Origin of the sequence: Shinella sp. 838 (assembly GCF_029623935.1) — a bacterium.
Taxonomy (GTDB): Bacteria; Pseudomonadota; Alphaproteobacteria; order Rhizobiales; family Rhizobiaceae; genus Shinella.
The window spans coordinates 1-22,218 of the sequence record NZ_JARSBQ010000017.1 but is presented as its reverse complement, the minus strand read 5'-3'; the positions used below and the strand labels follow the sequence as shown (position 1 = coordinate 22,218).

The 22,218-nt window shown below is 64.9% G+C and carries 26 protein-coding genes; 21 read left to right on the top strand and 5 right to left on the bottom strand.

Features of this window, described 5'->3' with window-relative positions; all coding sequences use genetic code 11:
* Positions 1-67: 67 nt before the first annotated feature.
* From P9A16_RS31225 to P9A16_RS31215, 3 genes are read right to left on the bottom strand one after another with little or no spacing between them, the layout of a single operon-like run.
* Positions 68-1,111: a substrate-binding domain-containing protein gene (locus P9A16_RS31225; protein WP_023513568.1), complete on the bottom strand. Its 1,044-nt coding sequence runs from the start codon at positions 1,109-1,111 to the stop codon at positions 68-70.
* Between the two features lie 46 nt (positions 1,112-1,157).
* A complete protein-coding gene (locus P9A16_RS31220) occupies positions 1,158-2,207 on the bottom strand; it encodes an ABC transporter permease (protein WP_051758668.1) in 1,050 nt (349 codons plus the stop codon).
* On the bottom strand, positions 2,207-3,721 hold the full coding sequence (locus tag P9A16_RS31215; RefSeq protein WP_023513570.1) for a sugar ABC transporter ATP-binding protein: 1,515 nt from the start codon (positions 3,719-3,721) through the stop codon (positions 2,207-2,209). The genes P9A16_RS31220 and P9A16_RS31215 overlap by 1 nt, the downstream gene beginning before the upstream one ends.
* 146 nt (positions 3,722-3,867) lie before the next feature.
* On the opposite strand from P9A16_RS31215, the gene mtnK reads away from it, so the two are divergent.
* From mtnK to P9A16_RS31190, 5 genes are read left to right on the top strand one after another with little or no spacing between them, the layout of a single operon-like run.
* Positions 3,868-5,139, top strand: coding sequence for an S-methyl-5-thioribose kinase (mtnK, locus tag P9A16_RS31210; protein ID WP_023514686.1), 1,272 nt, complete (start codon positions 3,868-3,870; stop codon positions 5,137-5,139).
* On the top strand, positions 5,136-6,230 hold the full coding sequence (gene mtnA / locus P9A16_RS31205) for an S-methyl-5-thioribose-1-phosphate isomerase (RefSeq protein WP_023514685.1): 1,095 nt from the start codon (positions 5,136-5,138) through the stop codon (positions 6,228-6,230). The genes mtnK and mtnA overlap by 4 nt, the downstream gene beginning before the upstream one ends.
* Before the next feature lie 4 nt (positions 6,231-6,234).
* A complete protein-coding gene (locus tag P9A16_RS31200) occupies positions 6,235-7,170 on the top strand; it encodes a transketolase (protein ID WP_023514684.1) in 936 nt (311 codons plus the stop codon).
* 2 nt (positions 7,171-7,172) lie between these two features.
* Positions 7,173-8,174 carry a transketolase family protein gene (locus tag P9A16_RS31195; protein WP_023514683.1) on the top strand — a complete coding sequence of 334 codons (1,002 nt, stop codon included), beginning with the start codon at positions 7,173-7,175 and terminating at the stop codon, positions 8,172-8,174.
* Positions 8,174-9,292: a RuBisCO large subunit C-terminal-like domain-containing protein gene (locus P9A16_RS31190; protein ID WP_023514682.1), complete on the top strand. Its 1,119-nt coding sequence runs from the start codon at positions 8,174-8,176 to the stop codon at positions 9,290-9,292. The genes P9A16_RS31195 and P9A16_RS31190 overlap by 1 nt, the downstream gene beginning before the upstream one ends.
* 9 nt (positions 9,293-9,301) lie before the next feature.
* Here the strand turns inward: P9A16_RS31190 and P9A16_RS31185 are convergent, their stop codons facing one another.
* Complete coding sequence (locus tag P9A16_RS31185) at positions 9,302-9,559, bottom strand: hypothetical protein (RefSeq protein WP_023514681.1); 258 nt, start codon at positions 9,557-9,559, stop codon at positions 9,302-9,304.
* A 228-nt stretch (positions 9,560-9,787) separates the two neighbouring features.
* On the opposite strand from P9A16_RS31185, the gene P9A16_RS31180 reads away from it, so the two are divergent.
* From P9A16_RS31180 to P9A16_RS31110, 15 genes are all read left to right on the top strand, one after another.
* Entirely contained in the window at positions 9,788-10,384 is a 597-nt protein-coding gene (locus P9A16_RS31180) for a DUF4360 domain-containing protein (protein WP_023514680.1), read from the top strand.
* A 102-nt stretch (positions 10,385-10,486) separates the two neighbouring features.
* Complete coding sequence (locus P9A16_RS31175) at positions 10,487-11,881, top strand: DUF4360 domain-containing protein (protein WP_023514679.1); 1,395 nt, start codon at positions 10,487-10,489, stop codon at positions 11,879-11,881.
* Positions 11,882-12,035: 154 nt separating this feature from the next.
* Positions 12,036-12,683 carry a MarR family winged helix-turn-helix transcriptional regulator gene (locus P9A16_RS31170; protein ID WP_023514678.1) on the top strand — a complete coding sequence of 216 codons (648 nt, stop codon included), beginning with the start codon at positions 12,036-12,038 and terminating at the stop codon, positions 12,681-12,683.
* A 35-nt stretch (positions 12,684-12,718) separates the two neighbouring features.
* A complete protein-coding gene (locus tag P9A16_RS31165; protein WP_023514677.1) occupies positions 12,719-13,435 on the top strand; it encodes a hypothetical protein in 717 nt (238 codons plus the stop codon).
* A gap of 155 nt (positions 13,436-13,590) precedes the next feature.
* Entirely contained in the window at positions 13,591-14,148 is a 558-nt protein-coding gene (locus P9A16_RS31160) for a redoxin family protein (protein ID WP_023514676.1), read from the top strand.
* Positions 14,145-14,834, top strand: a complete 690-nt coding sequence (locus P9A16_RS31155; protein ID WP_278026310.1) for an MOSC domain-containing protein — start codon at positions 14,145-14,147, stop codon at positions 14,832-14,834. The genes P9A16_RS31160 and P9A16_RS31155 overlap by 4 nt, the downstream gene beginning before the upstream one ends.
* A gap of 112 nt (positions 14,835-14,946) precedes the next feature.
* Positions 14,947-15,390 (top strand): Rrf2 family transcriptional regulator, encoded by a 444-nt coding sequence (locus P9A16_RS31150; RefSeq protein WP_023514674.1) that lies wholly within the window; start codon positions 14,947-14,949, stop codon positions 15,388-15,390.
* A gap of 20 nt (positions 15,391-15,410) precedes the next feature.
* Positions 15,411-17,069, top strand: coding sequence for a cytochrome-c oxidase, cbb3-type subunit I (gene ccoN, locus P9A16_RS31145; protein ID WP_024270618.1), 1,659 nt, complete (start codon positions 15,411-15,413; stop codon positions 17,067-17,069).
* A 2-nt stretch (positions 17,070-17,071) separates the two neighbouring features.
* Complete coding sequence (gene ccoO / locus P9A16_RS31140) at positions 17,072-17,803, top strand: cytochrome-c oxidase, cbb3-type subunit II (protein ID WP_023515680.1); 732 nt, start codon at positions 17,072-17,074, stop codon at positions 17,801-17,803.
* A gap of 4 nt (positions 17,804-17,807) precedes the next feature.
* A complete protein-coding gene (locus P9A16_RS31135; RefSeq protein WP_023515681.1) occupies positions 17,808-17,978 on the top strand; it encodes a CcoQ/FixQ family Cbb3-type cytochrome c oxidase assembly chaperone in 171 nt (56 codons plus the stop codon).
* Between the two features lie 3 nt (positions 17,979-17,981).
* A complete protein-coding gene (gene ccoP, locus P9A16_RS31130) occupies positions 17,982-18,860 on the top strand; it encodes a cytochrome-c oxidase, cbb3-type subunit III (protein WP_023515682.1) in 879 nt (292 codons plus the stop codon).
* Positions 18,857-19,066 carry a hypothetical protein gene (locus P9A16_RS31125; protein WP_023515683.1) on the top strand — a complete coding sequence of 70 codons (210 nt, stop codon included), beginning with the start codon at positions 18,857-18,859 and terminating at the stop codon, positions 19,064-19,066. Before ccoP ends, P9A16_RS31125 begins: the two co-directional genes overlap by 4 nt.
* Before the next feature lie 15 nt (positions 19,067-19,081).
* The gene (locus tag P9A16_RS31120; protein ID WP_023515684.1) at positions 19,082-19,867 is read left to right on the top strand and encodes a DUF2189 domain-containing protein; all 786 of its coding nucleotides are present in this window, start codon (positions 19,082-19,084) and stop codon (positions 19,865-19,867) included.
* Positions 19,864-20,331, top strand: a complete 468-nt coding sequence (locus P9A16_RS31115; protein ID WP_023515685.1) for a group III truncated hemoglobin — start codon at positions 19,864-19,866, stop codon at positions 20,329-20,331. The genes P9A16_RS31120 and P9A16_RS31115 overlap by 4 nt, the downstream gene beginning before the upstream one ends.
* Positions 20,328-20,627: a DUF6522 family protein gene (locus P9A16_RS31110; RefSeq protein WP_024270619.1), complete on the top strand. Its 300-nt coding sequence runs from the start codon at positions 20,328-20,330 to the stop codon at positions 20,625-20,627. Before P9A16_RS31115 ends, P9A16_RS31110 begins: the two co-directional genes overlap by 4 nt.
* Positions 20,628-20,644: 17 nt before the next feature.
* On the opposite strand, the gene P9A16_RS31105 is transcribed toward P9A16_RS31110, so the two are convergent.
* Entirely contained in the window at positions 20,645-21,508 is an 864-nt protein-coding gene (locus P9A16_RS31105) for a MurR/RpiR family transcriptional regulator (RefSeq protein WP_023515334.1), read from the bottom strand.
* Positions 21,509-21,903: 395 nt separating this feature from the next.
* On the opposite strand from P9A16_RS31105, the gene P9A16_RS31100 reads away from it, so the two are divergent.
* Positions 21,904-22,164, top strand: a complete 261-nt coding sequence (locus tag P9A16_RS31100) for a hypothetical protein (RefSeq protein WP_278026309.1) — start codon at positions 21,904-21,906, stop codon at positions 22,162-22,164.
* Positions 22,165-22,218 lie beyond the last annotated feature (54 nt).

The window sequence follows — 22,218 nt, the reverse complement described above, 5'->3', positions numbered from 1 at the left end:
CTTCCTCAATATATATGCAAAAGGGGCGGCCTATGGACCGCCCCTTTTGCATTCTCCTGTTCAGCATTCAGGGCTTCGGCATCCACGCCGGCATGGCCACATCCGCGTGGGCGAACTGCGGCAGCTTCACGCCCAGCTCTTCCATGTTCTTGATGTCCTGATCGTTGAGGTCCTTCTGGGTGATCAGCGTCGGCGGGACGATGACCTGCTTGCCCGGGTCTTCGCCGGCGAGCAGCATGGCCAGCGAGCGGACGGAGACCTGGCCGACCACCGCCGGGTTCGTCGCGGCCGTCGCGACCCAGGCAGAGCCGGATTCGCGCATGGCGGCGATGTCGGAGGTCGAGATGTCGGCGGAGTAGATCTTCACGCTGGAGGAGAGGCCCGCCTCGTCGACGGCGATCTTCACGCCCTTGGCGAATTCGTCATAGGGGGCGAACATCACGGTTATGTCGGGGTTGGCGGAAATCACCGAACGAGCCTGGTTGGCGACGGAATTGGCGATCGGGTTGTCCATCGTGCCGAACTGGGCGGCCTCGTTGATACCCGAATACTTCGCCTTGAATTCCTTCCAGGTCTCGTCGCGACGGTCGAGCGGCGCGATGCCGGCAACATAGACATAGCCGGCCTTGAAGCTCTCGCCGTTGTCCTTGATCGCCTGCTCGAGGGCAAGGCGGGCGAGGTCGCGGTCGGACTGTTCGATCTGCGGGATCTTCTCGTTCTCGACGTTGACGTCGAAGGCGACGACCTTGATGCCGGCATCGACCGCGCGCTGGGCGGCTTCTTTCATGGATTCGGTCAGGCCGTGCTGGATGATGATGCCCTGCACGCCGAGCGCGATCGCCTGGTCGACCATGTCGGCCTGGAGGGCGGCGTCCTGGCGGCTGTCGAAGACCTGCAGGTTGACGCCCAGCGCCTTGGCCTGCGCCTCCACGCCGGCAAGATAGGACTGGAAGAAGTCGCCGGTCGAAAGATAGCGCACCAGCGCGATCTTCACGTCGCCGGGCTTGTCGAAGGGCGCCGGCATATCGGCGGCAAAGGACGGCACGGCGAAAGCCGCCGCGCCCATCAGCCCGAGCGTTATCTTGCCCAGGGTTCTGCGAGTAAGGTTCATGTCAGTCTCCTCCACTGGTGAACTTTTGATTGTCTGTCAGGCGGTTTCAGCGTTTGCCTCTTTTCGAGAGCGCAAAGGTGAAGATCAGGGCGATGACGAGCACCGCGCCCTTGATGAAATCCTGCGTGTAATAGGGCGCGTTCATCATCGTCAGGCCCTGCAGCAGAATGCCGACAAAAAGCGCGCCGACGGCGGTACCGAAGGCGTTCGGCTTGGCGGCACCGAGCACGGCGAAGCCGATCAGCGCGGCGGCGACGGCGTCGAGCAAAAGGTTGTTGCCGGAGGCGATGTCGCCGCGCCCGAGCCGGGCGGCAAGCAAGATGCCACCGATCGAGGCGAAGACGCCCGAGATGATATAGGCCGAGATCTTGTAGGCATTGACCGGCGCGCCGGCGAGGCTCGCCGCCCGCTCGTTGGAGCCGACGGCGTACATCATGCGGCCGAAGCGGGTGTATTCGAGGAAAAACCAGATGACGATGGCAAGCACGATCAGCACGACGACGGACACCGGCACGAGATTGGGCAGGATGAAATCGAACCGGTGGCGGCCGAGCGCCAAGAAGGCCGGGCTGAAGGCGCCTGTCGCCGTTGAGCCGTCCGGCAGCGTCATGCCGGTCGCGATTGAGCGTCCCTCGGTCGGGATGCGCTGGAGACCGAGCAGGAGGAACATCATGCCGAGCGTGGCGAGCAGATCCGGCACGCGCATGTAGACGATGATGATGCCGTTGACGAGGCCGACGAGAACGCCGACGGCAAGGCAGGCGAGCGTCGCCGTCAGCGCATCGCCGCCCATCACCACCATGACATAGGAGGAGGCCATCATCGCCGTTGTCGCGACGGAGCCGATGGAAAGGTCGAAGCCGCCGACGACCAGCGTCGCGGTGACGCCGAGCGCGAGGATGCCTGTTATCGACACGGACTGCAGGATGAAGACGGCGCTCTGCGGCGAGGCGAAACCGCCCGTCACCAGCGAGAAATAGAGCACCATGCCGGCGAGCAGCACGAGGAAGCCATATTTGATGGCGGCTTCCCTGAAATTCAGGGTCGCCGATGGAACGGCGCCGGTGGCGGCGGATTTGCTCTCTTCACTCATCATCATGCATTGACCTGTTGATAGAATTGCCCGGCGATCTCGGAGAGCAGCCGCTCGACGTCGATGTCGGCGTTGCGGTGCTCGCCGACGATGGTCTGCTCCGACATCACGAGGATGCGGTCGGCGACCTCGAAGGCTTCGTCGAGTTCGGTCAGGAAGAGGATGGTGGAGCGGCCGGCGGCCGAGGCGCGCAGCTTCTCGCCGATATCGCGGCGGGCGGCGATGTCGACGCCCTGGAACGGTTCGTCGAGGATGAGGAGGCGCGACGGCTCGGAGAGCCAGCGGCCGACCATGACCTTCTGCTGGTTGCCGCCCGACAGCGTCTGCATCTCGTCGCGCTCGCTGCGGCAGACGACGCCGAGCGCATCGATCTGCCGGCGCGCCTTCGCCTTTTCCGCCCGTCGGCTCACGACGCCGAAGGCCGAGAGCCGGCGCAGGAACGGCAGGCTGATATTCTCGTAGATGTTGAAATCGGGCACGATGCCGCTGATCGCGCGGTCCTTGGCGACAAGGAAGACGCCGCGGGCAATCGCCTGGCCCGTGCTTGTCGGTGCGTAGGACCGGCCATCGAGCGTCATTTCGCCCGCTGCCGGCGCGCGGGCGCCAAACAGCGTTTCGGCGAGTGCCGTCTTGCCGACACCGACAAGGCCGGTGACAGCGACGATCTCGCCGTCACCGAGGTCGAAATCGAACGGCCGCGCCTGCTCGGAAAGTTTCAGGCCCCGCACGCCAAAGACCGGAGCGCCCGCCTCGCGCACGGCGATCGCGCCGGCCGAGACCTTGCGCCCGAGCATGGCGTCGACCGCGCCCTCGTAATCGAGCTCCGGCCCTTCGAACCGGCCGGTGATACGGCCGTCGCGCAGTGAGAGGATGCTGTCGGCAAGGCGCCGGATATCCGACATGCGGTGCGAGATGTAGAGAATGGCGACGCCGCGTGCCTTCAGCCGGTCGACGAGATCGAACAGGCGATCGGCCTCGGCACTGGAAAGCGAGGAGGTCGGTTCGTCGAGGATCAGCACCTTCGGCTCATGCGCCATGGCGCGCGCGATCGCCACCATCTGGCGGTCGGCGAGCGTCAGATCGTTGATATTGGCCGCAAGATCGATGGCAAGACCCATGCGGGCAGCGACAGCCGCGGCCTCGCGGCGCACCAGGCGCGGATTGAAGAACAGTTTTGCGCCGCGCCCGTTCAACCGGTCGAGCGTGAGGTTCGTCGCGACGTCAAGATCGGCGACGACGCCGTCGTTGATGTTCTGGTGCACCGTGACGACGCCGGCACGGATCGCCTCGGCGGGCGTCGCCGGTTCGAAGGGCTTGCCGGCAAGCGTGATCACTCCGTCGTCGCGCGTGTAGACGCCGGAAAGGATGCGCACGAGCGTGGATTTGCCGGCGCCGTTCGCGCCCATCAAAACCGTCACCGCGCCGGCCTTGAGGTCGAGGTCCACCCCCTGGAGCACCGTTACCGGCCCAAAGGATTTGCGCACGCCCCCAATGCGAAACACCGCCTGTTCGCTCATTCTCTCCTCCCGATGAAGGCAGGTTAGGATAGGCTATCATCAAATGTCAAGGCCATTGACATTTGACAGAATGCCGCCTTAGCTGTGCGCAAGAACGGGGGGATGACCGGCAGTGGAGGCCGTGTCCTGCCGAGGAGGAGAAGCACATGGAAAGCCAGGTCTTCGCAGCGCTGAGCGCCGAGACATTGCCGGATCGGCTGAGCGGCAACGCTGCCCTGAAGGAAAAGATCGGCGCAGATTTTTCCCGCTGGACCGTCAAGGAGGTCGGCGACGGCAACCTCAATCTCGTCTTCATCGTGACGGGCGATACGGGTGCGGCGATCGTCAAGCAGGCGCTGCCCTATGTGCGGCTGGTCGGCGAAAGCTGGCCGCTGCCGCTGAAGCGCTCTTTCTTCGAGTATCACGCGCTGACACGGCAGGCCGCGCGCGATCCGGGCATGGTGCCGGAAATCCTCTTCTTCGATGAGGCGCAGGCGCTCATCGTCATGGAATACCTGGCACCGCACGTTATCCTGAGGCGTGCGTTGATCGACGGGCGTCAACTGCCAAAAATCGGCCGCGACCTTGGGCTTTTTGCCGCCCGCACGCTGTTCCGCGGCTCGGATCTTTCCATGCCGACGCGGGAGAAGAAGGCAGATCTCGCGCTGTTCTCCGACAATGTCGAACTCTGCGACATCACGGAAAACCTCGTCTTTTCCGATCCCTATTTCGAGGCCGCTCTCAACCGCCACACGACACCGCAGCTCGACCCCATCGTCGCGGAGCTGCGCACCGACCGCGACCTCAAGGTGGAGGCGCAACGGCTGAAACACCTCTTCTCCGCCAAGGCCGAAACGCTCTGCCATGGCGACCTGCACACCGGCTCCGTCATGGTGACGGATGACGAAACACGGGTTATCGACCCGGAATTCGCCTTCTACGGCCCGATCAGCTTCGACGTCGGAATGCTGATCGCCAATTTCTGGATGAGCTATTTTTCGCAGGCAGGCCACGAGACGGCGCCCGGCGCGCGCGACGATGTGCGCGCCTACCTGCTCGACACGATCGAGACGCTCTGGGAAACATTCCGGGCCGAATTCGCCCATCTCTGGCGCACGGAGCGCCGCGGCATCCTCTATCAGGCAAGCCTCTTCGAGGATCGCGGTGACCCGCTTGCCGCTGAGCAGGCCCTCAATATCGTCATCGACGAGATCTGGTGCGAGATGCTGGGCTTCGCCGGTGTCGAGATCCACCGCCGTATCCTCGGCCTTGCCCACAACGCCGATTTCGAAACCATCGCCGACCCCGATCGCCGCGCGCCCTGCGAAACCAAGGCGCTGAAACTCGGGCGTCACCTCGCCGTCAACCGGCAGCGCATCCACAGCCTCCGCGACATCCGCGAGACCGTGGAGCGGCTTGAAAAGGAGATTCTCGCGTGAAAGTCGGAGAACGCCACTACCATACGATCTGGCTGAACGAGGACGGCCGCGCCGTCGACATCATCGACCAGCGCTGGCTGCCGCATGAATTCCGCGTCGTGACGCTGAAGACCGTCGCCGACATTGCCACGGCGATCCGCGACATGTGGGTGCGCGGCGCGCCGCTGATCGGCGTCACCGCCGCCTACGGCGTCGCCATCGCCATGGCGAAGGACCCGTCGGATGCGCATCTCGACGCCGTCTGGGAGGAACTCAACGAAACGCGCCCGACCGCCATCAACCTGCGCTGGGCGCTGAACGCGATGCGCGATCATCTGCGTCCGCTGCCGGAAGGCGAACGCGCGGCCGCCGCCTACAAGCGCGCGGCGGAGATCGCGGAGGAGGATGTCGAGCTCAACCGCGCCATCGGCGCCAACGGCCTCGACGTGATCCGTAAGATCGCGGCCAAGAAAAAGCCGGGCGAGCCGGTGCGTATCCTCACCCATTGCAACGCCGGCTGGCTGGCGACCGTCGACTACGGCACCGCGACCGCGCCGATCTACATGGCTGTCGAGGAAGGCATCCCCGTTCACGTCTATGTCGACGAGACGCGGCCGCGCAACCAGGGTGCCTATCTCACCGCCTGGGAGATGAACGGTCACGGCGTGCCGCACACGCTGATCGTCGACAATGCCGGCGGCCATCTCATGCAGCACGGCGATGTCGACATGGTCATCGTGGGCACCGACCGCACCACGGCGAACGGCGACGTCTGCAACAAGATCGGCACCTATCTGAAGGCGCTCGCCGCACGCGACAACAATGTGCCCTTCTATGTAGCGCTCCCCTCGCCCACCATCGACTGGACGGTGCGTGATGGCGTCAAGGAAATCCCGATCGAGGAGCGGGCCGGCGACGAGGTGAACTTCGTGCAGGGCCGCGCAGCCGACGGCTCGATCGCCAGCGTGCGCATCTCGCCCGAAGGCAGCCCGGCGGCGAACCCCGCCTTCGACGTCACGCCGGCGCGCCTCATCACCGGCCTCATCACCGAGCGCGGCATCGCCACGCCTTCGCCCGAGGGCCTGAAGGCGCTCTTCCCCGAACGGAGCTGAGACGATGAGCCTTACGAACGGAAAATCCACCGAGGACATCGCGCTCGGCATCCGCCGGCGCGTCTTCTTCCACACGATGAAGAACAACGGCGGCTATCTCAGCCAGGCCTGCTCGGCCGCCGAGAGCCTGGCCCTGCTCTACAACGAGTTTTTGAAGCTCGGAGAACCGACGCTGCCGAAGGTGCCGCTGCCCTTCCGCGGCGTGCCCTCGGCGCACAATCCGGATGCCTTCACCGGCGCCGGCTACCATGGCCCGATCGGGCCTGAATTCGACCGCCTCTTCATCTCGCCCGCCCATTATGCGCTCGTCATATACTCTGCGCTGATCGAGACCGGCCGCATGGACGAGCATGCACTCGACCATTTCAACAAGGATGGCGGTTCGGTCGAGATGATCGGCGCCGAGCACAGCCCCGGCATGGAAGTGACGACAGGCTCGCTGGCACAGGGCCTTTCCATGGCCTCGGGCGTCGCCTTCGCGCGGCTTCGGAAAAAGGAGCCCGGCAAGGTCTGGGTCTACATGTCTGATGGCGAATTCCAGGAGGGCCAGACCTGGGAATGCCTTGCAGCGATGAGCTACCACAGAATCGACAATATCCGTGTCATCGTCGATGTGAACCGCCAGCAATGCGACGGAGCGATGTCCTCCGTGCTCGATCTCGGCGATCTTGCCGCCCGGGTCGCCGCCTTCGGCGTCACCTGCCGCTCGGTGGATGGCCATGATCTCGGGGCGCTGCGCGCTGCAGCGGACAGCGCCGAGGCCGGCAAGCCGCTCGTCATCCTCGCCAACACCTCGCCCTATCAGGGCATGGATTTTCTGAAGAAGCGTTTTCCGCGCCTGCACTATGTCCGCTTCAAAAGCGCGGAGGAGCGGCTGGAAATGCAGGCGGCGCTCGCCGCCGAACTCGGCGTCGACGTGAACGCGATGGAAGGGGCCTGACCATGGTCGAAATCGTCAACCGCCCCTATGCCGGGGCATTCGAGGCCTTCGCCAGCGCAAGGCCGGAGGTCCTCTGCCTTTCCGCCGATCTCACCTCTTCCTGCGAGGTCGATGGTTTTCGCGACCGGCATCCGGACCAGTTCCTCTCGCTCGGCATGGCGGAGCAGAACATGCTGTCCTTCGCCGGCGGCCTTGCCATGCAGGGGTTCCGGCCGTTCCTGCACACTTTCTCGGTCTTTCTCTACCGCCGGCCCTATGACCAGCTGATCAATTCCATCGCCTATTCAAACCGCAAGGTTCGGCTGATGGGCTTTCTGCCCGGCATCACCACACCCGGCGGCATCACGCACCAGGCGATCGAGGACATCGCCGTGCTGCGGGCCGTGCCGAACATGACGATCCTCGAAACAGGGGACGCGACCGAAGTCGAGACCGTGCTCGACGTCGCCGACAGCATCGACGGGCCGGTCTATGTGCGCGTCCTGCGCGGCGAGGTGCCCCGCCTCTTCTCGACGCCCTTCGAATTCAACAGGCTGCGCACGCTTTCGGAAGGCGACGACATTCTCGTCGTCTCCTCCGGCGTCTGCACGGAGGAAGTTTTGCGTGCGATCCAGCCGCTGGAAACGCGCGGCCTCGGCGTGCACCACCTGCACGCCTCGACGCTGAAACCCTTCGACCGGGACGGCCTCCTGAAGGCTGCCCGCGGCAAGAAGGGCATCGTCACGCTGGAAAACCATACGATCGTCGGCGGCCTCGGCTCGCTGGTGGCGGAAATCCTCGCCGAGGAAGGGCTGGGCATCCGCCTGAAGCGCCTCGGCCTCAATGATACTTTCGCCCATGGCGCGTCAAAACCCTATCTCATGAAGAAATACGGGCTCGATGCCGGCGCGCTCGTCGCGGCCATCGAGGCGCTGCTCGGCAAGACGCTCGATATCGGCGAGGAGGAACTGGCAGAGGTGCGCCTCGACCATGTGCATTCGGCCCAGAAGGCCGAGGCGCTCTGATGGCGCCGCGCTTCACCGTCCGCTATTTCGTCCGCGCTGCCGATGCGGCGGAGGCGAAGATGCGGGCGCTCGACATCGCGCTGGAGCAGACGGTCGAGATCCCGCGCGACGTGGTGCCGAAGGGCCATGTGGAGGACGAAATCCTCGGCAGGCTGGAGACGCTGGAAAAGGCTCCGGACGGGCGCGCGGGCTTCCTCGCGACGATCTCCTATTCCGAGGACGATGTCGGGGGTGATTTCCTGCAGTTCCTCAACATCGTCTTCGGCAACAGCTCGATCAAACCGGGCCTCAAGGTCGAGGATATCGGCCTCTCACCGGGTCTGCTTTCGCTTTGCGGGGGACCGCGCCATGGCATTGAGGGCTTGCGCGCACGCGCCGGGGTTGACGATGTGCCGCTCCTCATGTCGGCGATCAAGCCCGTCGGTCTTTCCACTGCTGAACTCGCCCGGCTCGCCCATGATTTTGCGCTCGGCGGCATGCACTACGTGAAGGACGACCATGGACTCGTTGATCAGAAGACCGCGCCGTTCTCCGAGCGGCTGAAAGCCTGCGTCGAGGCGGTCGGCGAGGCGAATGCCAAGAGCGGCGGGCGCACGAGCTTCGTGCCCAACATTACCGGCCCTGCGGGCGTGATCCTCGAACGGGCGAAGGAGGCGGAGGCCGCCGGCGCGGGCGCCGTCATGATCGCCCCGGCGCTTGCCGGCTACGACGTGGCGCGCACGCTCGCCGCGGATCCGGATTTTTCCCTGCCCATCGTCGCGCACCCCGCCTTTTCCGGCGCGAATGTCGTTTCGCCGGATTGCGGCTTCTCGCACCGTGCCTTCTACGGCACATTACACCGGCTGATGGGCGCGGACGCGGTGGTCTTTCCGAATTTCGGCGGCCGTTTCGGCTTCACCCGGGAAGAATGCCGGTCGATTGCCGAGGCCTGCGGCACCGGGATGGGTGGGCCGAAGGCGAGTGCCCCGACACCCGGCGGCGGCGTGAACTTCGCCCGCGTGCCTGATATGCGTGCGGTCTACGGCAAGGACGTCATGTATCTCGTCGGCGGCGCTTTGCTGCAGGAACCGAACCTCGTCGATGGCTGCCGGCGACTTGCCGAAGTGGTCTATGCCTGACCTTGCGGCTCAGGACGGGTTGAACGTCGCATACCCACCACAGGGGCGCGCGCCGTAGCGGCAATCCCGCGGGCGGTAGAGCCGCCGGTAGCCGCCCTCCTCGGCGCGGATCGCCTGCCGGCGCTGATGCGCCCGCATCGCCGGGGAGACCGAGCCGGAATAGCCGGGGCGCACATCCGGCGCGCGTTCCGTGGTGCAACCGGCAAGCACGGCACCGGCTGCCAGTACGATCAGCAAAATCCTTGGAACGCCAGGGACAATGCGCATTTCGCTTCTCCTTGCATTCGAACAGGCCCAAGCAGACGGCCTGCCACGGTTTTGCCCTTTAAAGGCTCGTTTACGGACATTTTTCTTTAAAACGCTGTTAACTGCGTAGCGTACAGATTGCCACAAGCCGGATGACTCCAGAATGAACGCAGTGCTCAGAGACGGTTCAGGTCGCCGCTGTCATATCTTGAACGAACGTCAGGTTCGGTTCGAAATCGAGGAAATTCCATGAAAACCGCTGGTATCCTGCTTGCATCTCTCTTTCTTGCCACGGCTGCCCATGCCCAGGCGGATGACATCTCGCTCGGCACGCCCGGCTACGGCGGTAGCGGCTGCCCGGCCAACAGCGTCGCCGCAACCCTGAGCCCGGACGGCAAGGCTCTCAGCCTGCTGTTCGACGAGTACGTCGTGGAAGCCGGTGGCGAGACCGGAAAGTCCTTCGACCGCAAGACCTGCAACGTCGCGATCCCGGTTCATGTGCCGCAGGGCCGCAGCGTCTCGGTGCTCGCCATCGACTATCGCGGCTTCAACCAGCTGCCGCGCGGCGCCCGCTCGCAGTTCAACGTCGAATACTTCTTCGCCGGCACGCGCGGCCCGGCTTTCCGCCAGACCTTTACCGGCCCGCAGGAGAAAGACTACCTGATCTCCAACAAGCTGACGGCGGAATCGCTGGTCTGGTCGGCCTGCGGCGAGGACGTCAACCTGCGCACCAACTCCAGCATCCGCGTCAACACGACGCGTGGCCAGGAAGCGATGGCGACGGTCGATACGCAGGACGTGAAGGCCGCGATCATCTATCAGCTGCAGTGGCGCAAGTGCCGCTGAACCCAGTCTGGTGCGTTTCCTGAAAGGGAAAACGCCCTATCCTGCGCCTTCATGAACCGGGCGGCGCCCTCGCCGCCCGGCCTGCATCCAGGGAATTTTCGTATGCGTCTTCCGATCCGCCTCGCCCTCCTCGCCGCCGCCTCGATCCCGCTTCCGGGGCTCGCCCACGCGGCAAACGGCTGCGCCGACGGAACGTTTTCCGCAACGCATTCGCCCGATGGCAATGCGACGAGTATTCTCTTCGACGATTTTTCCGCGACGGCCGGCGGTGCATCGGGCAAGAAGCGCACGACCACGACCTGCAAGCTGTCCGTGCCCGTGACCCAGCCGGGCGGGCATACCGTCTACGCCGTGGACTATCGCGGCTTCACGACGACCGAGGACGGCCAGACCGCCTCGCTGCGCACCACGCAGGACGGCAAGAAGATCCTGCAATACGAGATCAAGGGTCCCCTGCAGGACGATGTCGCCATTTCCGACAAAGTGGGCGTTTCGGGCTCGGAAACGCTCGATCTCGCCGTGATTCTCGGCGCGAGCGGGCCGCTCGACGAAAACGGCTTCGAATCCACGCTGGCGATCGATTCCATCGATTTCGCCCGCATCGGCTACACGACCACGGCCTCGGTCGTCGCCTCGCTCGACCAGATCGCCCGCCAGCGGCAGTCCATCGCGCTCGACCTGATGGACACCGCGCAGAACCTGCTCGGCCAGCAGAGCCGTTTCGACGAGGGCAGCTATGTCGCAGCCTTCGCAAGCTCGGATGCGGCTGCCGGCTTCAACGGGCGCTGGGAGGCAGGCAGCGGCGTCAGCGTTCTCGGCGGTGCCGCCATGGTTCATGCGAACCGCACCGATGTCGCGCTCGACACGCTCGGCCTCTTTGCCGGTGCGGTGCGCTATACGAGCCCGCAGGCCACCTGGCGCGCCTTCGGCGAAGTCGGCGCCTGGGGATCGCCCGACATTTCGGCCTCGTTCTCGCGCAGCTACCAGAATCTCGATTCGATCGTCTTCGCCAGCGGCAACGCCTCCGGTTCGCTGTTCAGCGCCTATGGGCGGGCCGGCGTGATCTATGCACCGGATGCCGCGAACGAATTCGCGCTCTCCACGCGTTTCACACGCTCTTGGCTCGACCTTGACGGTTATGACGAGGATGCCTCCGGCAAGAACCTCTTCGCGGGCCATATCAAGGGTGGTCGCTCCGCCTCGGACACGGTGAGCGCGGAGTTCGCCTGGAGCCGCAGGCTGGACGAAAGGCTCGACTACACGATCCTCGGCGCGGTCGGCCGCACCTTCGCCGGAAAGAACGGCGCAAAAGCCTCAGTCGATTGGGTCGGCGACGCCAGGGGCAATGCAGACGACCAGAATTTCGCGACGCTCGGCGGACGCGTCGGCTGGAAGTTCGACGAACGCTGGCAGCTCGACACAGCAGTTTCCGCGACGTTCCGCGAAAACGACAAACCGGACTGGAACATCGGCGGCCAGCTGAAGGCGTCGTTCTGACGCCGACCATGCGTCGCGTGTGACCAGGGATCGGCTCAGCCCGGGCCTCACCTGCCCCACTTTTACATACACCGTCCGGCCGCCACCCGCATGGCGGCCTGAACAATTTTCATGGCGCCCTTGAAGATATATAGGACTCCTATATATTGCGCACATGGAAACGATCAAGGACCCCCATTCGATCACCGAGCGCCTTCGCGAAGGTCTTTCCCGCGTCGGCATGGCCATGCGCATCGACGAGTGGAACCGGTCGAAGGCAAGCGGGCTCAACCCGACGCAGCTCGCCATCCTGACGCTGCTGGAAGGACGCGGGGTGGACGGTCTCGGCGTGCGCGAGATTGCCGCCCATCTCGGCGTTTCGCAGCCGACGGCGACGGATTCGATCAACGCCCTGGAGCGCAAGAGCTATCTGGAGAAGCGGCCGGAAGCTGGCGACCGGCGCGCGGTGCGCGTGGTGCCGACGGCAGCGGGCTTTGCAGCCCTTGCGGCCTCGGACACCGGCGATGGCCTTGCCGCCGAGGCCCTCGGCGCGCTCGACGAACACGAGCAGGAAGCGCTGCTTCTCGCCCTCGTCAAGATGATCCGGCAGCTACAGGTGGCGGAGGCGATCCCCGTCCAGCGCATGTGCGTGACCTGTCGTCACTTCGCGCCCTTCGCGCATGCGGATCCCGCGCGCCCCCATCACTGTCATTTCGTCGATGCCGCCTTCGGCCAGCGCGAGCTGCGCGTCGATTGCCGCGATCACGATGAAGCCGATCCCGCATCCCGGGCTGCCACCTGGGATGCCTTTCAGACGGGATAATCCCAACCCTCCAGGCAAACGAAAGGAAGACCATCATGTTCGGCAGATTTACAACCGGGGCACTCGCCGCCGGAACGGCTTTGCTATGGCTGACGACAGCCTCCGCCCATTCCATCAAGGCAGAGCCCGCCGAGGCGGTACAGGCCGCATTCGACATCATCGAAACGACGATCGTCACCAAGGGCGACAGCGCGATCTTCACCACCCGCGTGCGCGGCGAAGCAGGCAAGGACAAGCCCGATGCGACGGGCAAGTTCGAAGGCTCCAGCGTCTACGCCTATGTCTGGCCGACGAGCCTCGACAGCGGTGAAATCGGCTTCGACAAGGGCCAGGGCATCGTCGCGCTCGCCGTCACCTTCCATCCGGATTTCGACGATGCGGCCAAGGGCGGCAAGAACCGCCATGTCTGGCATCCCCACTGGGTGGTGCTGGCCGAGGACAAGGCCTGCAGCGGCGGCCTCAAGGTCATCGACATTCCGGAAGGCACCAAGCCGAAAGTGCCCGAGACCTGGCCTGGCGTTCCGCTCCTCATCGACAGCCCGGAATATCCGACCAGCTTCAAGGGCGATACGGTGGATGTGGCCATTCCCCTCTCGCTGATCGGCGGCATCAAGGGGGCTTCGTTCGACGGCGTGACGGCGGGTCTGAAGGTCAACGGCAACCTGCATGCGCCGCTGCTGTGCGTCAGCAACGTGTTCAAGGTGGCCTCGGGCGATCTCAGCCTGCCCGGCAAGGTCGTGCCGGCAGAATGACCCGGTGCCGGTCCGGCAACTGCCATTGCCGGACCGGCCATTCCTCCCCTCCAGGCAAATGAAAGGAAAGAACATGCCGAGATTTACCCTCACAGGCCCCTGCGATGCAACGGGCACGCACAGCCCGGCCAGAGCCACCATACCGGGAGGCGCCAATGACCGCGCCTGAGACAGCGTTTGCTCCGGAACTTGCGATCAGCGAATGGTTCAACACGCCGGTCCCGCTGACACTGGCCGGCCTGCGCGGGCGGCCGGTCTTCCTGCACAGTTTCCAGCTCCTCTGCCCCGGCTGCGTCGCGCAGGCCATTCCGCAGGTCCAGCGCATCGAGCGCGTCTTTGCCCATACGGATCTGCAGGTCATCGGCATCCACACGGTCTTCGAGCACCATGCGGCCATGTCGCCGGTCACTCTCGAAGCATTCCTCCACGAGTACCGGCTGAAATCCCCTGTTGGCATCGACAAGGCCGAGGAGGGGTCGGATATTCCGGTGACGATGCAGCGCTTCAGGCTGCGCGGAACCCCCTCCTCCGTACTGATCGGACGCGACGGCACAATCCTGCACCAGGCGTTCGGCGTGGAGGACGACATCGCCGTCGGAGCACGGATCGCCATGGCGCTTTCCGCGGCTCCGGTACAGTCCGCCGCAGCCGGGGACGGCACCTGCGCCGACGGCCGCTGCGCCGTACCGACACCGTTGGTTGTCACGCCATGACGGAACTTGCATTGCTCAGCCTGCGTATCGGCAAAGTCGCGCCATTGGGTGCACGCGGCGTGCCGAGCGGCATCGTGAAATCGCCGGTCGGCCATGCGCTTGCGCTGACCGAGACCGGTTTTGCCGGCGACGCGCAGGGCGATACGGTACGGCACGGCGGACTGGAAAAGGCCGTGCATCACTATCCCTTCGAGCACTATGCCGACTGGGCGAGCGATCTCGGGCCGCATCCGCTTCTCGCCGGCCCCGGCGCCTTTGGCGAGAACCTTTCGACGACCGGGCTGACGGAGAGCATGGTGGCGATCGGCGACGTCTTCGAGCTCGGCTCCGCGGTCCTCGAGGTCAACCAGGGGCGGCAGCCCTGCTGGAAGCTGAACGAGCGTTTCGGCCGGACGGAGATGGCGCGCCTGGTGCAGTCGACCGGGCGGACCGGCTGGTACTATCGGGTGCTCACGCCCGGCACCGTCTCGCCCGCCGACCGCCTCGTCCTGCGCGAGCGTCGCGCGCCGGAATGGACGCTGACGCGCATCTGGCGCGCCTTCTACATCGATCCGCTCAACCGCTCGGAACTGGCCGGCATCGCCGCGCTCGAACGCCTTGCCGAGAGCTGGCGCAGCCACGCCGCGCGCCGGCTGGAAAGCAACCGGGTCGAGGACTGGACGAAGCGCCTCACCGGCTCCGCCTGACCCAATGCAGGGCTTCCCGGCCCTGCGACGCTATTGCACTTTCGGCCGGTCAGGGCTTGCGTTAAAAGTGGTACTCAAGATACCTTTTTATGCCCGAGCGGGAGACGAAGACATGCGGATGACGCTCCACACGGACTATGCCCTGCGCATGCTGATCTACGTGGCGACGCGGCCGGATGGCGTGTGCACGGTGAACGACGTCGCCGAGGCCTACGGGCTTTCGCGCAACCACCTCCTGAAAGTGGCGCAGACCCTGCGCGATCTCGGCCTCGTCGAGACGACGCGCGGGCGGGCGGGCGGCATCCGGCTGGCGAAGGCGCCGGCCGACATCCCGGTCGGCGCGCTGGTCCGGGCGACGGAAGAGGAATTCTCGCTGGCCGAATGCATGCAGGCAGGCGGGCGGGCCTGCGCCATATCGCCGGCCTGTCGGCTGAAGGGCATGCTGCACGAGGCGCTTGCCGCATTCCTTGCAGTCCTCGACAAATACACGCTTGAGGATATTGTCCGCAACAGGGCCGCGCTCGGTCCGCTGCTCGGCATTGCCGAAGCGGCATGAAACGCGAAGAGGAGATATCGATGATATCGGGATTGACGGTTTCGGAGCGCCATCTGGCCCTCTTCGTGCTCGGCGCGCTCGCCCTGACGGGGCTCGCCATGGCAGTGGCCGGGCGGGGTGATCCGCTGGCCGTGCACGGCTATATCGTGCTGGTCTTCAGCGTCGGCCTCGGCTTCGTCGTGCTCTCCGCACTCTTTTCCCCGGAGCCGCCGGAAAGCCGGCTTTCCGAATATTATGACGACCCGACGCGGGTCGGCATCATCCTGTCGCTCGCCTGGGCGGTGGTCGGCATGTTCGTCGGCGTCTGGGTGGCCGCGCTGCTCGCCTGGCCGGAACTGACCTTCGTCGACAGTGCCTGGGCGAGCTTCGGACGCCTCCGGCCGGTGCACACGTCGGGTGTCATCTTCGGCTTTGGCGGCAATGCGCTGATCGCCACCTCCTTCCACGTGCTCCAGCGCACCTGTCGCGCGCGACTGCCCGACCAGTTCAGCCCGTGGTTCGTGCTGATCGGCTACAATCTCTTCTGTCTCGTCGCCGCCACCGGCTACCTGATGGGCATGACGCAGTCGAAGGAATATGCCGAACCGGAATGGTATGCCGATATCTGGCTGGTCGTCGTCTGGGTCGTCTATTTCTTCATCTACATCCGTACGCTGCAGCGCCGCAAGGAACCGCATATCTATGTCGCCAACTGGTACTACATGGCCTTCATCCTGGTCGTGGCGGTGCTGCATATCGTCAACAACCTCGCCGTGCCCGTCTCCTTCGGCCATGCCAAGAGCTATTCGCTCTTCGCGGGCGTGCAGGACGCCATGACGCAATGGTGGTACGGCCACAACGCCGTCGCCTTCTTCCTGACGGCCGGCTTCCTCGGCATGATGTACTACTACCTGCCGAAGCGCGCCGAGCGGCCGATCTTCTCCTATCGCCTCTCGATCATCAGCTTCTGGGGCATCACCTTCATGTATATGTGGGCGGGCGCGCACCACCTGCACTACACGGCCCTGCCGCAATGGGTGCAGACCCTCGGGATGACCTTCTCCATCGTGCTGCTGGTGCCGTCCTGGGCATCCGCCGGCAACGCACTCGCGACGCTCAACGGCGCCTGGCACCGGGTACGTGACGACGCGACCCTGCGCTTCATGATGGTCGCGGCCGTGTTCTACGGGCTCTCCACCTTCGAAGGCTCCTTCATGGCGATCCGCGCCGTCAACTCGCTCTCGCACTATACCGACTGGACCGTCGGCCATGTGCATGCCGGCGCACTCGGCTGGGTGGCGATGATCACCTTCGGCTCGCTCTACGCCCTCGTGCCGTGGATGTGGAAGACGGAGCGCATGTATTCGCCCAGGCTGATCGAGGTGCACTTCTGGCTCGCGCTTGCCGGCACCGTCGTCTACGTCTTCGCCATGTGGAATTCAGGCATCATCCAGGGCCTGATGTGGCGCACCTACAACGACAGCGGCACGCTCGCCTATTCCTTCATCGACAGCCTCGTCGCCATGCATCCCTACTACATCGCCCGCGCCTTCGGGGGCTTGCTGTTCCTCTCCGGCGCCGTCGTCTGCTCGTTCAATGTCTGGATGACGATCCGCATGGCGCGACAGGCGCGTGCCGCAGAGCCGGCCGGCGACGTTCCCCTCTACGGCAAGGCCGGCGCAGCCCAGGCAGGAGAATGACGATGAAGGAATTCTTCCACCGCAAGCTCGAGCGCAATGCCATCGGCTTCGTTCTGGCCATCGTCGGCGTCGCCTCCATCGGCGGCCTCGTCGAGATCGCCCCGCTCTTCACCATCGGCGAAACGGTGGAGGAGGCGCCCGACATGCGGCTCTACACGCCGCTGGAGCTTGCCGGCCGCAATCTCTACATCCGCGAGGGCTGTTATGCCTGCCACTCGCAGATGATCCGCACGCTGCGCGACGAGGTGGAGCGCTACGGCCCCTATTCGCTGGCCGTTGAATCGAAGTACGATCACCCGATGCTCTGGGGCTCTAAGCGCACCGGGCCGGACCTCGCCCGCCTCGGCGGCAAGTATTCCGACGCCTGGCATGTCGCCCATCTCGTCAATCCGCGCGATGTGGTGCCCGAATCTGTCATGCCACGCTACGGCTGGCTGAAGCGCAATGCGCTGAGGATCGACGATCTCGGCGAACATCTTGCCGCCCAGCGCGCTGTCGGCGTGCCCTATACGGATGCGATGATCGAAAGCGCCACCGCCGACGCCCGTGCACAGGCCAACCCCGATGATGCCGGCGCTTCCGGCGTCAGCGAGCGCTACGGCGAGGCGACCAATGTGCGCGCCTTCGACGGCAATCCCGGCCTTCTGACCGAGATGGACGCGCTGGTCGCCTATCTCCAGATCGTCGGCCAGCTGACGAAGGCGGCACAGCAGCAGACGGCAACGGCGGAGTGAGGCGATGGACATCGATCACAACAGCGTCGTCGCCTTCGCCAAGAGCTGGGGCCTGTTCTACCTGATCCTGCTTGCCGCGGGCGTCGTGATCTATGCGCTCTGGCCGGGCAACCGGCAGCGCTTCGATCGCGCCAAGACGAGCATTCTCGACAAAGACGACCGGCCGGGGGACTAGGACATGGCAACCGAAAGACACGATCCCACAACCGGACGGGTCACCACCGGGCACGAGTGGAACGGCATCGAAGAGCTGGACACGCCGATCCCGCGCGTCGTCCTGTTCTTCCTCACCATCACCACGCTGTTTGCCATCGTCTACTGGATCCTGATGCCGGCCTGGCCGCTCGGCGTCTCCTATACGAAGGGCCTGCTCGGCATCGACCAGCGCACCGTCGTGACGCAGCAGGTCGAGGATGCCGCCGCAGCCCGTGCGGCCTGGACCGGCCGCATCGCCGAGGCGAGCCTTGCGGAGATCGCCGCGGACGACACGCTGATGCAGCATGTGCGCGAGACCGGCCGCACGCTGTTCATCGACAACTGTGCCGCCTGCCACGGCACGCGCGGCACCGGCGGGCCGGGCTTCCCCAACCTAGCGGCGAGGGCCTGGCTTTGGGGCGGTGAGCCGGAGACCATCGCCGAGACGATCCGCATCGGTATCAACTCCACCAACGAGGAGACGCGCGTCTCGCAGATGATGGCCTTCGGCCGCGACGGCATTCTCGACGACAGGCAGGTGCGAGCCGTCGCCGCCTATGTGCGTTCGCTCTCGGCCCTGCCGATGAGCGAGGCCGATGCGGCTGCAGCCGAGGCCGGCAAGGAAGTGTTCACCGCCAACTGCGTCGCCTGCCACGGTGAAGACGGTCGCGGCAGCACGGAAGCCGGCGCGCCCGACCTTACCGATGCAACGTGGATCTACGGCAGCAGCGCGCAGACCGTCTATTCCTCTGTCTATTCCGGCCGGCAGGGCCATATGCCCCATTGGGAAGGCCGCCTTTCGCCGGTCGATATCAAGCTGCTGGCGCTCTATGTCGGCACGCTGACGGAAGGCGCACGATGAGCGGCGCGGCAAGCGAAACGCGCCGGCCTGGGCGCATCACCGGGCGGCTCGCCGCGTTCATCGTCGTCGCAGCCGGCCTTGCCGTCTTCGCGGGCGCCAATGCGCATCTCGTCTATGTCGCGCTGACATCCCAGCCCGATTGCGTGCAACACCTGAAGACGGAGGGCCGGGACGGCGCGTACCGCGCCGCGCGGCCGTCCTGCTAAGAGAGGAAGGATATCATGGGAACGACCGACAAGACCGGTAGTGCGCCCGTGCCGCTCGCCGAACAGCGCCGCCGCCACCTGCCGGCCGGCGCCGCGCTCGGCTGGCTCACCGCCGGCTGGCGCGACCTCTGGCGCAACCCGCTGCCGAGCCTCGCCTACGGCTTCGCCGTCTTCCTCCTGTCGCTGGCAGTGGTCTGGGGCCTCTTCCGCCTGGAGCTCGACTATATCCTCTTCCCCGCGCTTGCCGGCTTCATGGTGGTCGGCCCGCTGGTGGCGATCGGCCTCTATCGCAAGAGCCGGGACCTCGAGGAGGGCATCCCGCCAAGCCTGTCGCGCATGATCTTCGTGAAAACGGAATCCGGCGCGCAGGTCTGGTACACGGGCGCGATTCTCTGCCTGCTGATGCTGGTCTGGATGCGTGCCGCCGTCATCATCTACGCGCTCTTCGTCGGGCTCCGGCCTTTTCCCGGCCTCGACCATATCGTCGCCATGCTGCTTTCCACCCCGGAAGGGCTCGGCATGCTCGTCGTCGGGACGGCGGTCGGCGGGCTTTTTGCCGCCTTCTCCTTTGCCATCAGCACCTTTGCCATTCCCATGCTGCTGGCGGAGAAGACGGATGCCTTCACCGCGATGGGCACGAGCATTTCGCTGACCTTCCGCAACCTGCCGGTCATGCTGGCCTGGGGCGCCATCGTGCTGGCGCTCACCGTTGTCGCCATCGCGACGGGGTTCCTCGGCCTCATCGTCATCTTCCCGCTGCTCGGCCATGGCACCTGGCACAGCTACAGGGCGATCCGATGAGAGGCCGCCCCGCCCCTGCCCGCACCATCGTCATCGACGGCAAGCCGTTGCCGGAAGTGCTCGACGAAGCGATGATCCATGCCGTGGTACACGGTTTCTATGACGAGATCCGTGCGGATGCGCTGCTCGGCCCGGTCTTCAACAGCGCGATCCCGCCGGAGGACTGGCCGGTGCATCTTGCCAAGATGTGCGACTTCTGGTCTGCGACGCTGCTGCGCACCGGCCGCTACGAGGGCCGCCCCCTGCCGCCGCACCTCGCGATTCCCGAACTCCAGGAGCAGCATTTCCACCGCTGGCTCACGCTGTTCCGCATGACCGTCGAACGGCTCTGCCCGCCTGAAGTCGCCGACCTCTTCCTTGACCGGGCGCTGCGCATCGCGCACTCCTTCCGCCTTGCCATCGCGTTCAGCCGCGGCGAGGATTCCATGGCGATCGCGCCGATTTCGCGAGAAGCAATTTCATGAGTGCAGCCGATGCCACCCCCCTCGTCCTCAGCCGGGACGAAGCAGGAGAGTTCCTCCTGCCGGCCGACATGCTCGCCGCGCGCTTCGGCTGGCCGACGCAGACGCTGCGCGATTACATGCGCCGCGGCCTCGTCGCCTCGCGCGTCGAGCGCGGCGAAGGCGCGGATGCCGGGCGCTGGCGGCTTTCGGTGCGCTGTGGCAACCGCCGCTGGCAGGCCGTCGTTGAGGCCGATGGTACGGTCGGCACGCAGCGCGTCGAGGTGCTTTCCACCGGAGCGCCGAAACCCGCGCGCTGAAAGAGGGTTTGGCCCGATCAGTCGCCGAGGAGCTGGCGGTCGTCGCCGTCGCGCCGGCTGACCAGTTCCTCCTTGATACTGCGCAGCGTCTTCATCGCCTTGGTCCTGTCAGTGTAGGCCACGAGGTTGGCCAGCATGTCGATGACCGCGAGATAGGCATAGCGCGTGGAGGTGGGCCGGAAGATATTCTTGCCCTCCGGCATTTCGACGGCAATCACCACATCCGCCGCCGCCGCGACGGGCGAGCCGCTCTGCGTGACAACGATGGTGGGAATGCCGCGCCGGCGCAGCAGTTCGAGGCAGTGGACGAGCGCCGAATCGCGGCCGGTGAAGGAGGAGCCGAACACCACCGTGCCCGGCAGGGCCGCCGCGGAGATCATCGCGTTCATGTTGTGGTCGTTCGAAGCGTTGATGCGGCAGCCCAGCCGGAAGAGCCGGTTGTGCAGCTCGTTGACGATCATCGCCGAATTGCCACTCGCCCCAAAGGCTTGGATGAAATCGGCACCGCGCAGCAGGCGGGCGGCGGTGTCGAGCGCCGCAAAATCCAGTTGGCGATGCAGCTGGAACAGGGCGTTCTGTGCCTTGGCGATGATATCCTCGGCCACTTCCTCCGGCGTTTCGGTCGGCACCTCCGGCTTGACATAGCGCAGGCCCACATAGGTCAATCTGGCGAGCTGCACCTTGAAATCCGGATAGCCCTTGCAGCCGAGCCGACGGCAGAAACGCGTGACGGTCGGCGGCGACACCCCGGCCCGGTCGGCCAGCTCGCCGATCGACGAGTTGACGACGAAATCGACATCGTCGATCGCGAGTTGCGCCAGCTTCCGGTCGAGCCCGGACAACCGGCCATCCTCATCCGACAAGGCGTGAAAAAGGTCCATAGGCTGCGGCCTCCCCCTGCACGGCGCGTCGGTTCGGCGCGCAAATGAAAACAAATTTCTTGTTCGCCCAGTCATAACACAGTGTCGGCCTGCATCAATGGGCTTGGTGGCCACCGCATGAAATTCACCGGATCATTCCGGGGTGCTTTCCCATCCGCCTTGCAGAGACGCCCCAGACTGCCCGGATATCCAGGCGCTCTGGGAGATGATTACCGGAAGTGCCGCGAATTTTCATGACGGTGCCAGTTCGACCGAATGTCAGGACATGAATTTTCAGGAGAACAGGGCCCGCTTTTCAGAAAAATTTTTACGCACTGCCTTCAAATCGGCGTGAGGTGCGGAATGAAGGCCCACCATCGATGAAAATCAGACCCATCAGATGCCACCACATTTTCATGATACCGCTGATTTTCCTGCGCTTCCAGCCATTCCAGAATGTACATCTCAAGGCGGAACAAGTTGAAATCGATACGGGATTCAACCCGATCGCCACTGTCGTCGCAGCTTCCGTCGATACAGGTATCATGAAAATTTCTCACTTTGCTGCATTGCGAGAAAACAGATTACACGAAGATGCGCAAATTGCGCCCCATCCATTGACTTCCGAAGAAATTTCCGCATTATCGAGAAAACAAATTACATCGCCTCTGCGATGATCACTGACGGGAACTTTGCGATCCAGAACACGGCTTCCTGCCGTTCGGCCAGGC

Excerpts from the sequence above, each read along its gene's own strand:
- P9A16_RS31110 (WP_024270619.1), top strand. The coding sequence starts at position 20,328 with ATGAGTGCAGCCGATGCCACCCCCCTCGTCCTCAGCCGGGACGAAGCA.
- P9A16_RS31195 (WP_023514683.1), top strand. The coding sequence starts at position 7,173 with ATGGTCGAAATCGTCAACCGCCCCTATGCCGGGGCATTCGAGGCCTTC.
- P9A16_RS31125 (WP_023515683.1), top strand. The coding sequence starts at position 18,857 with ATGAGCGGCGCGGCAAGCGAAACGCGCCGGCCTGGGCGCATCACCGGG.
- P9A16_RS31135 (WP_023515681.1), top strand. The coding sequence starts at position 17,808 with ATGGACATCGATCACAACAGCGTCGTCGCCTTCGCCAAGAGCTGGGGC.
- P9A16_RS31150 (WP_023514674.1), top strand. The coding sequence starts at position 14,947 with ATGCGGATGACGCTCCACACGGACTATGCCCTGCGCATGCTGATCTAC.
- P9A16_RS31170 (WP_023514678.1), top strand. The coding sequence starts at position 12,036 with ATGGAAACGATCAAGGACCCCCATTCGATCACCGAGCGCCTTCGCGAA.
- P9A16_RS31155 (WP_278026310.1), top strand. The coding sequence starts at position 14,145 with ATGACGGAACTTGCATTGCTCAGCCTGCGTATCGGCAAAGTCGCGCCA.
- P9A16_RS31120 (WP_023515684.1), top strand. The coding sequence starts at position 19,082 with ATGGGAACGACCGACAAGACCGGTAGTGCGCCCGTGCCGCTCGCCGAA.
- P9A16_RS31160 (WP_023514676.1), top strand. The coding sequence starts at position 13,591 with ATGACCGCGCCTGAGACAGCGTTTGCTCCGGAACTTGCGATCAGCGAA.
- P9A16_RS31215 (WP_023513570.1), bottom strand. The coding sequence starts at position 3,721 with ATGAGCGAACAGGCGGTGTTTCGCATTGGGGGCGTGCGCAAATCCTTT.
- P9A16_RS31190 (WP_023514682.1), top strand. The coding sequence starts at position 8,174 with ATGGCGCCGCGCTTCACCGTCCGCTATTTCGTCCGCGCTGCCGATGCG.
- P9A16_RS31165 (WP_023514677.1), top strand. The coding sequence starts at position 12,719 with ATGTTCGGCAGATTTACAACCGGGGCACTCGCCGCCGGAACGGCTTTG.
- mtnK (WP_023514686.1), top strand. The coding sequence starts at position 3,868 with ATGGAAAGCCAGGTCTTCGCAGCGCTGAGCGCCGAGACATTGCCGGAT.
- P9A16_RS31100 (WP_278026309.1), top strand. The coding sequence starts at position 21,904 with ATGATACCGCTGATTTTCCTGCGCTTCCAGCCATTCCAGAATGTACAT.
- ccoN (WP_024270618.1), top strand. The coding sequence starts at position 15,411 with ATGATATCGGGATTGACGGTTTCGGAGCGCCATCTGGCCCTCTTCGTG.
- P9A16_RS31175 (WP_023514679.1), top strand. The coding sequence starts at position 10,487 with ATGCGTCTTCCGATCCGCCTCGCCCTCCTCGCCGCCGCCTCGATCCCG.
- ccoP (WP_023515682.1), top strand. The coding sequence starts at position 17,982 with ATGGCAACCGAAAGACACGATCCCACAACCGGACGGGTCACCACCGGG.
- P9A16_RS31180 (WP_023514680.1), top strand. The coding sequence starts at position 9,788 with ATGAAAACCGCTGGTATCCTGCTTGCATCTCTCTTTCTTGCCACGGCT.
- P9A16_RS31225 (WP_023513568.1), bottom strand. The coding sequence starts at position 1,111 with ATGAACCTTACTCGCAGAACCCTGGGCAAGATAACGCTCGGGCTGATG.
- P9A16_RS31200 (WP_023514684.1), top strand. The coding sequence starts at position 6,235 with ATGAGCCTTACGAACGGAAAATCCACCGAGGACATCGCGCTCGGCATC.
- P9A16_RS31185 (WP_023514681.1), bottom strand. The coding sequence starts at position 9,559 with ATGCGCATTGTCCCTGGCGTTCCAAGGATTTTGCTGATCGTACTGGCA.
- P9A16_RS31115 (WP_023515685.1), top strand. The coding sequence starts at position 19,864 with ATGAGAGGCCGCCCCGCCCCTGCCCGCACCATCGTCATCGACGGCAAG.
- P9A16_RS31220 (WP_051758668.1), bottom strand. The coding sequence starts at position 2,207 with ATGATGAGTGAAGAGAGCAAATCCGCCGCCACCGGCGCCGTTCCATCG.
- P9A16_RS31105 (WP_023515334.1), bottom strand. The coding sequence starts at position 21,508 with ATGGACCTTTTTCACGCCTTGTCGGATGAGGATGGCCGGTTGTCCGGG.
- ccoO (WP_023515680.1), top strand. The coding sequence starts at position 17,072 with ATGAAGGAATTCTTCCACCGCAAGCTCGAGCGCAATGCCATCGGCTTC.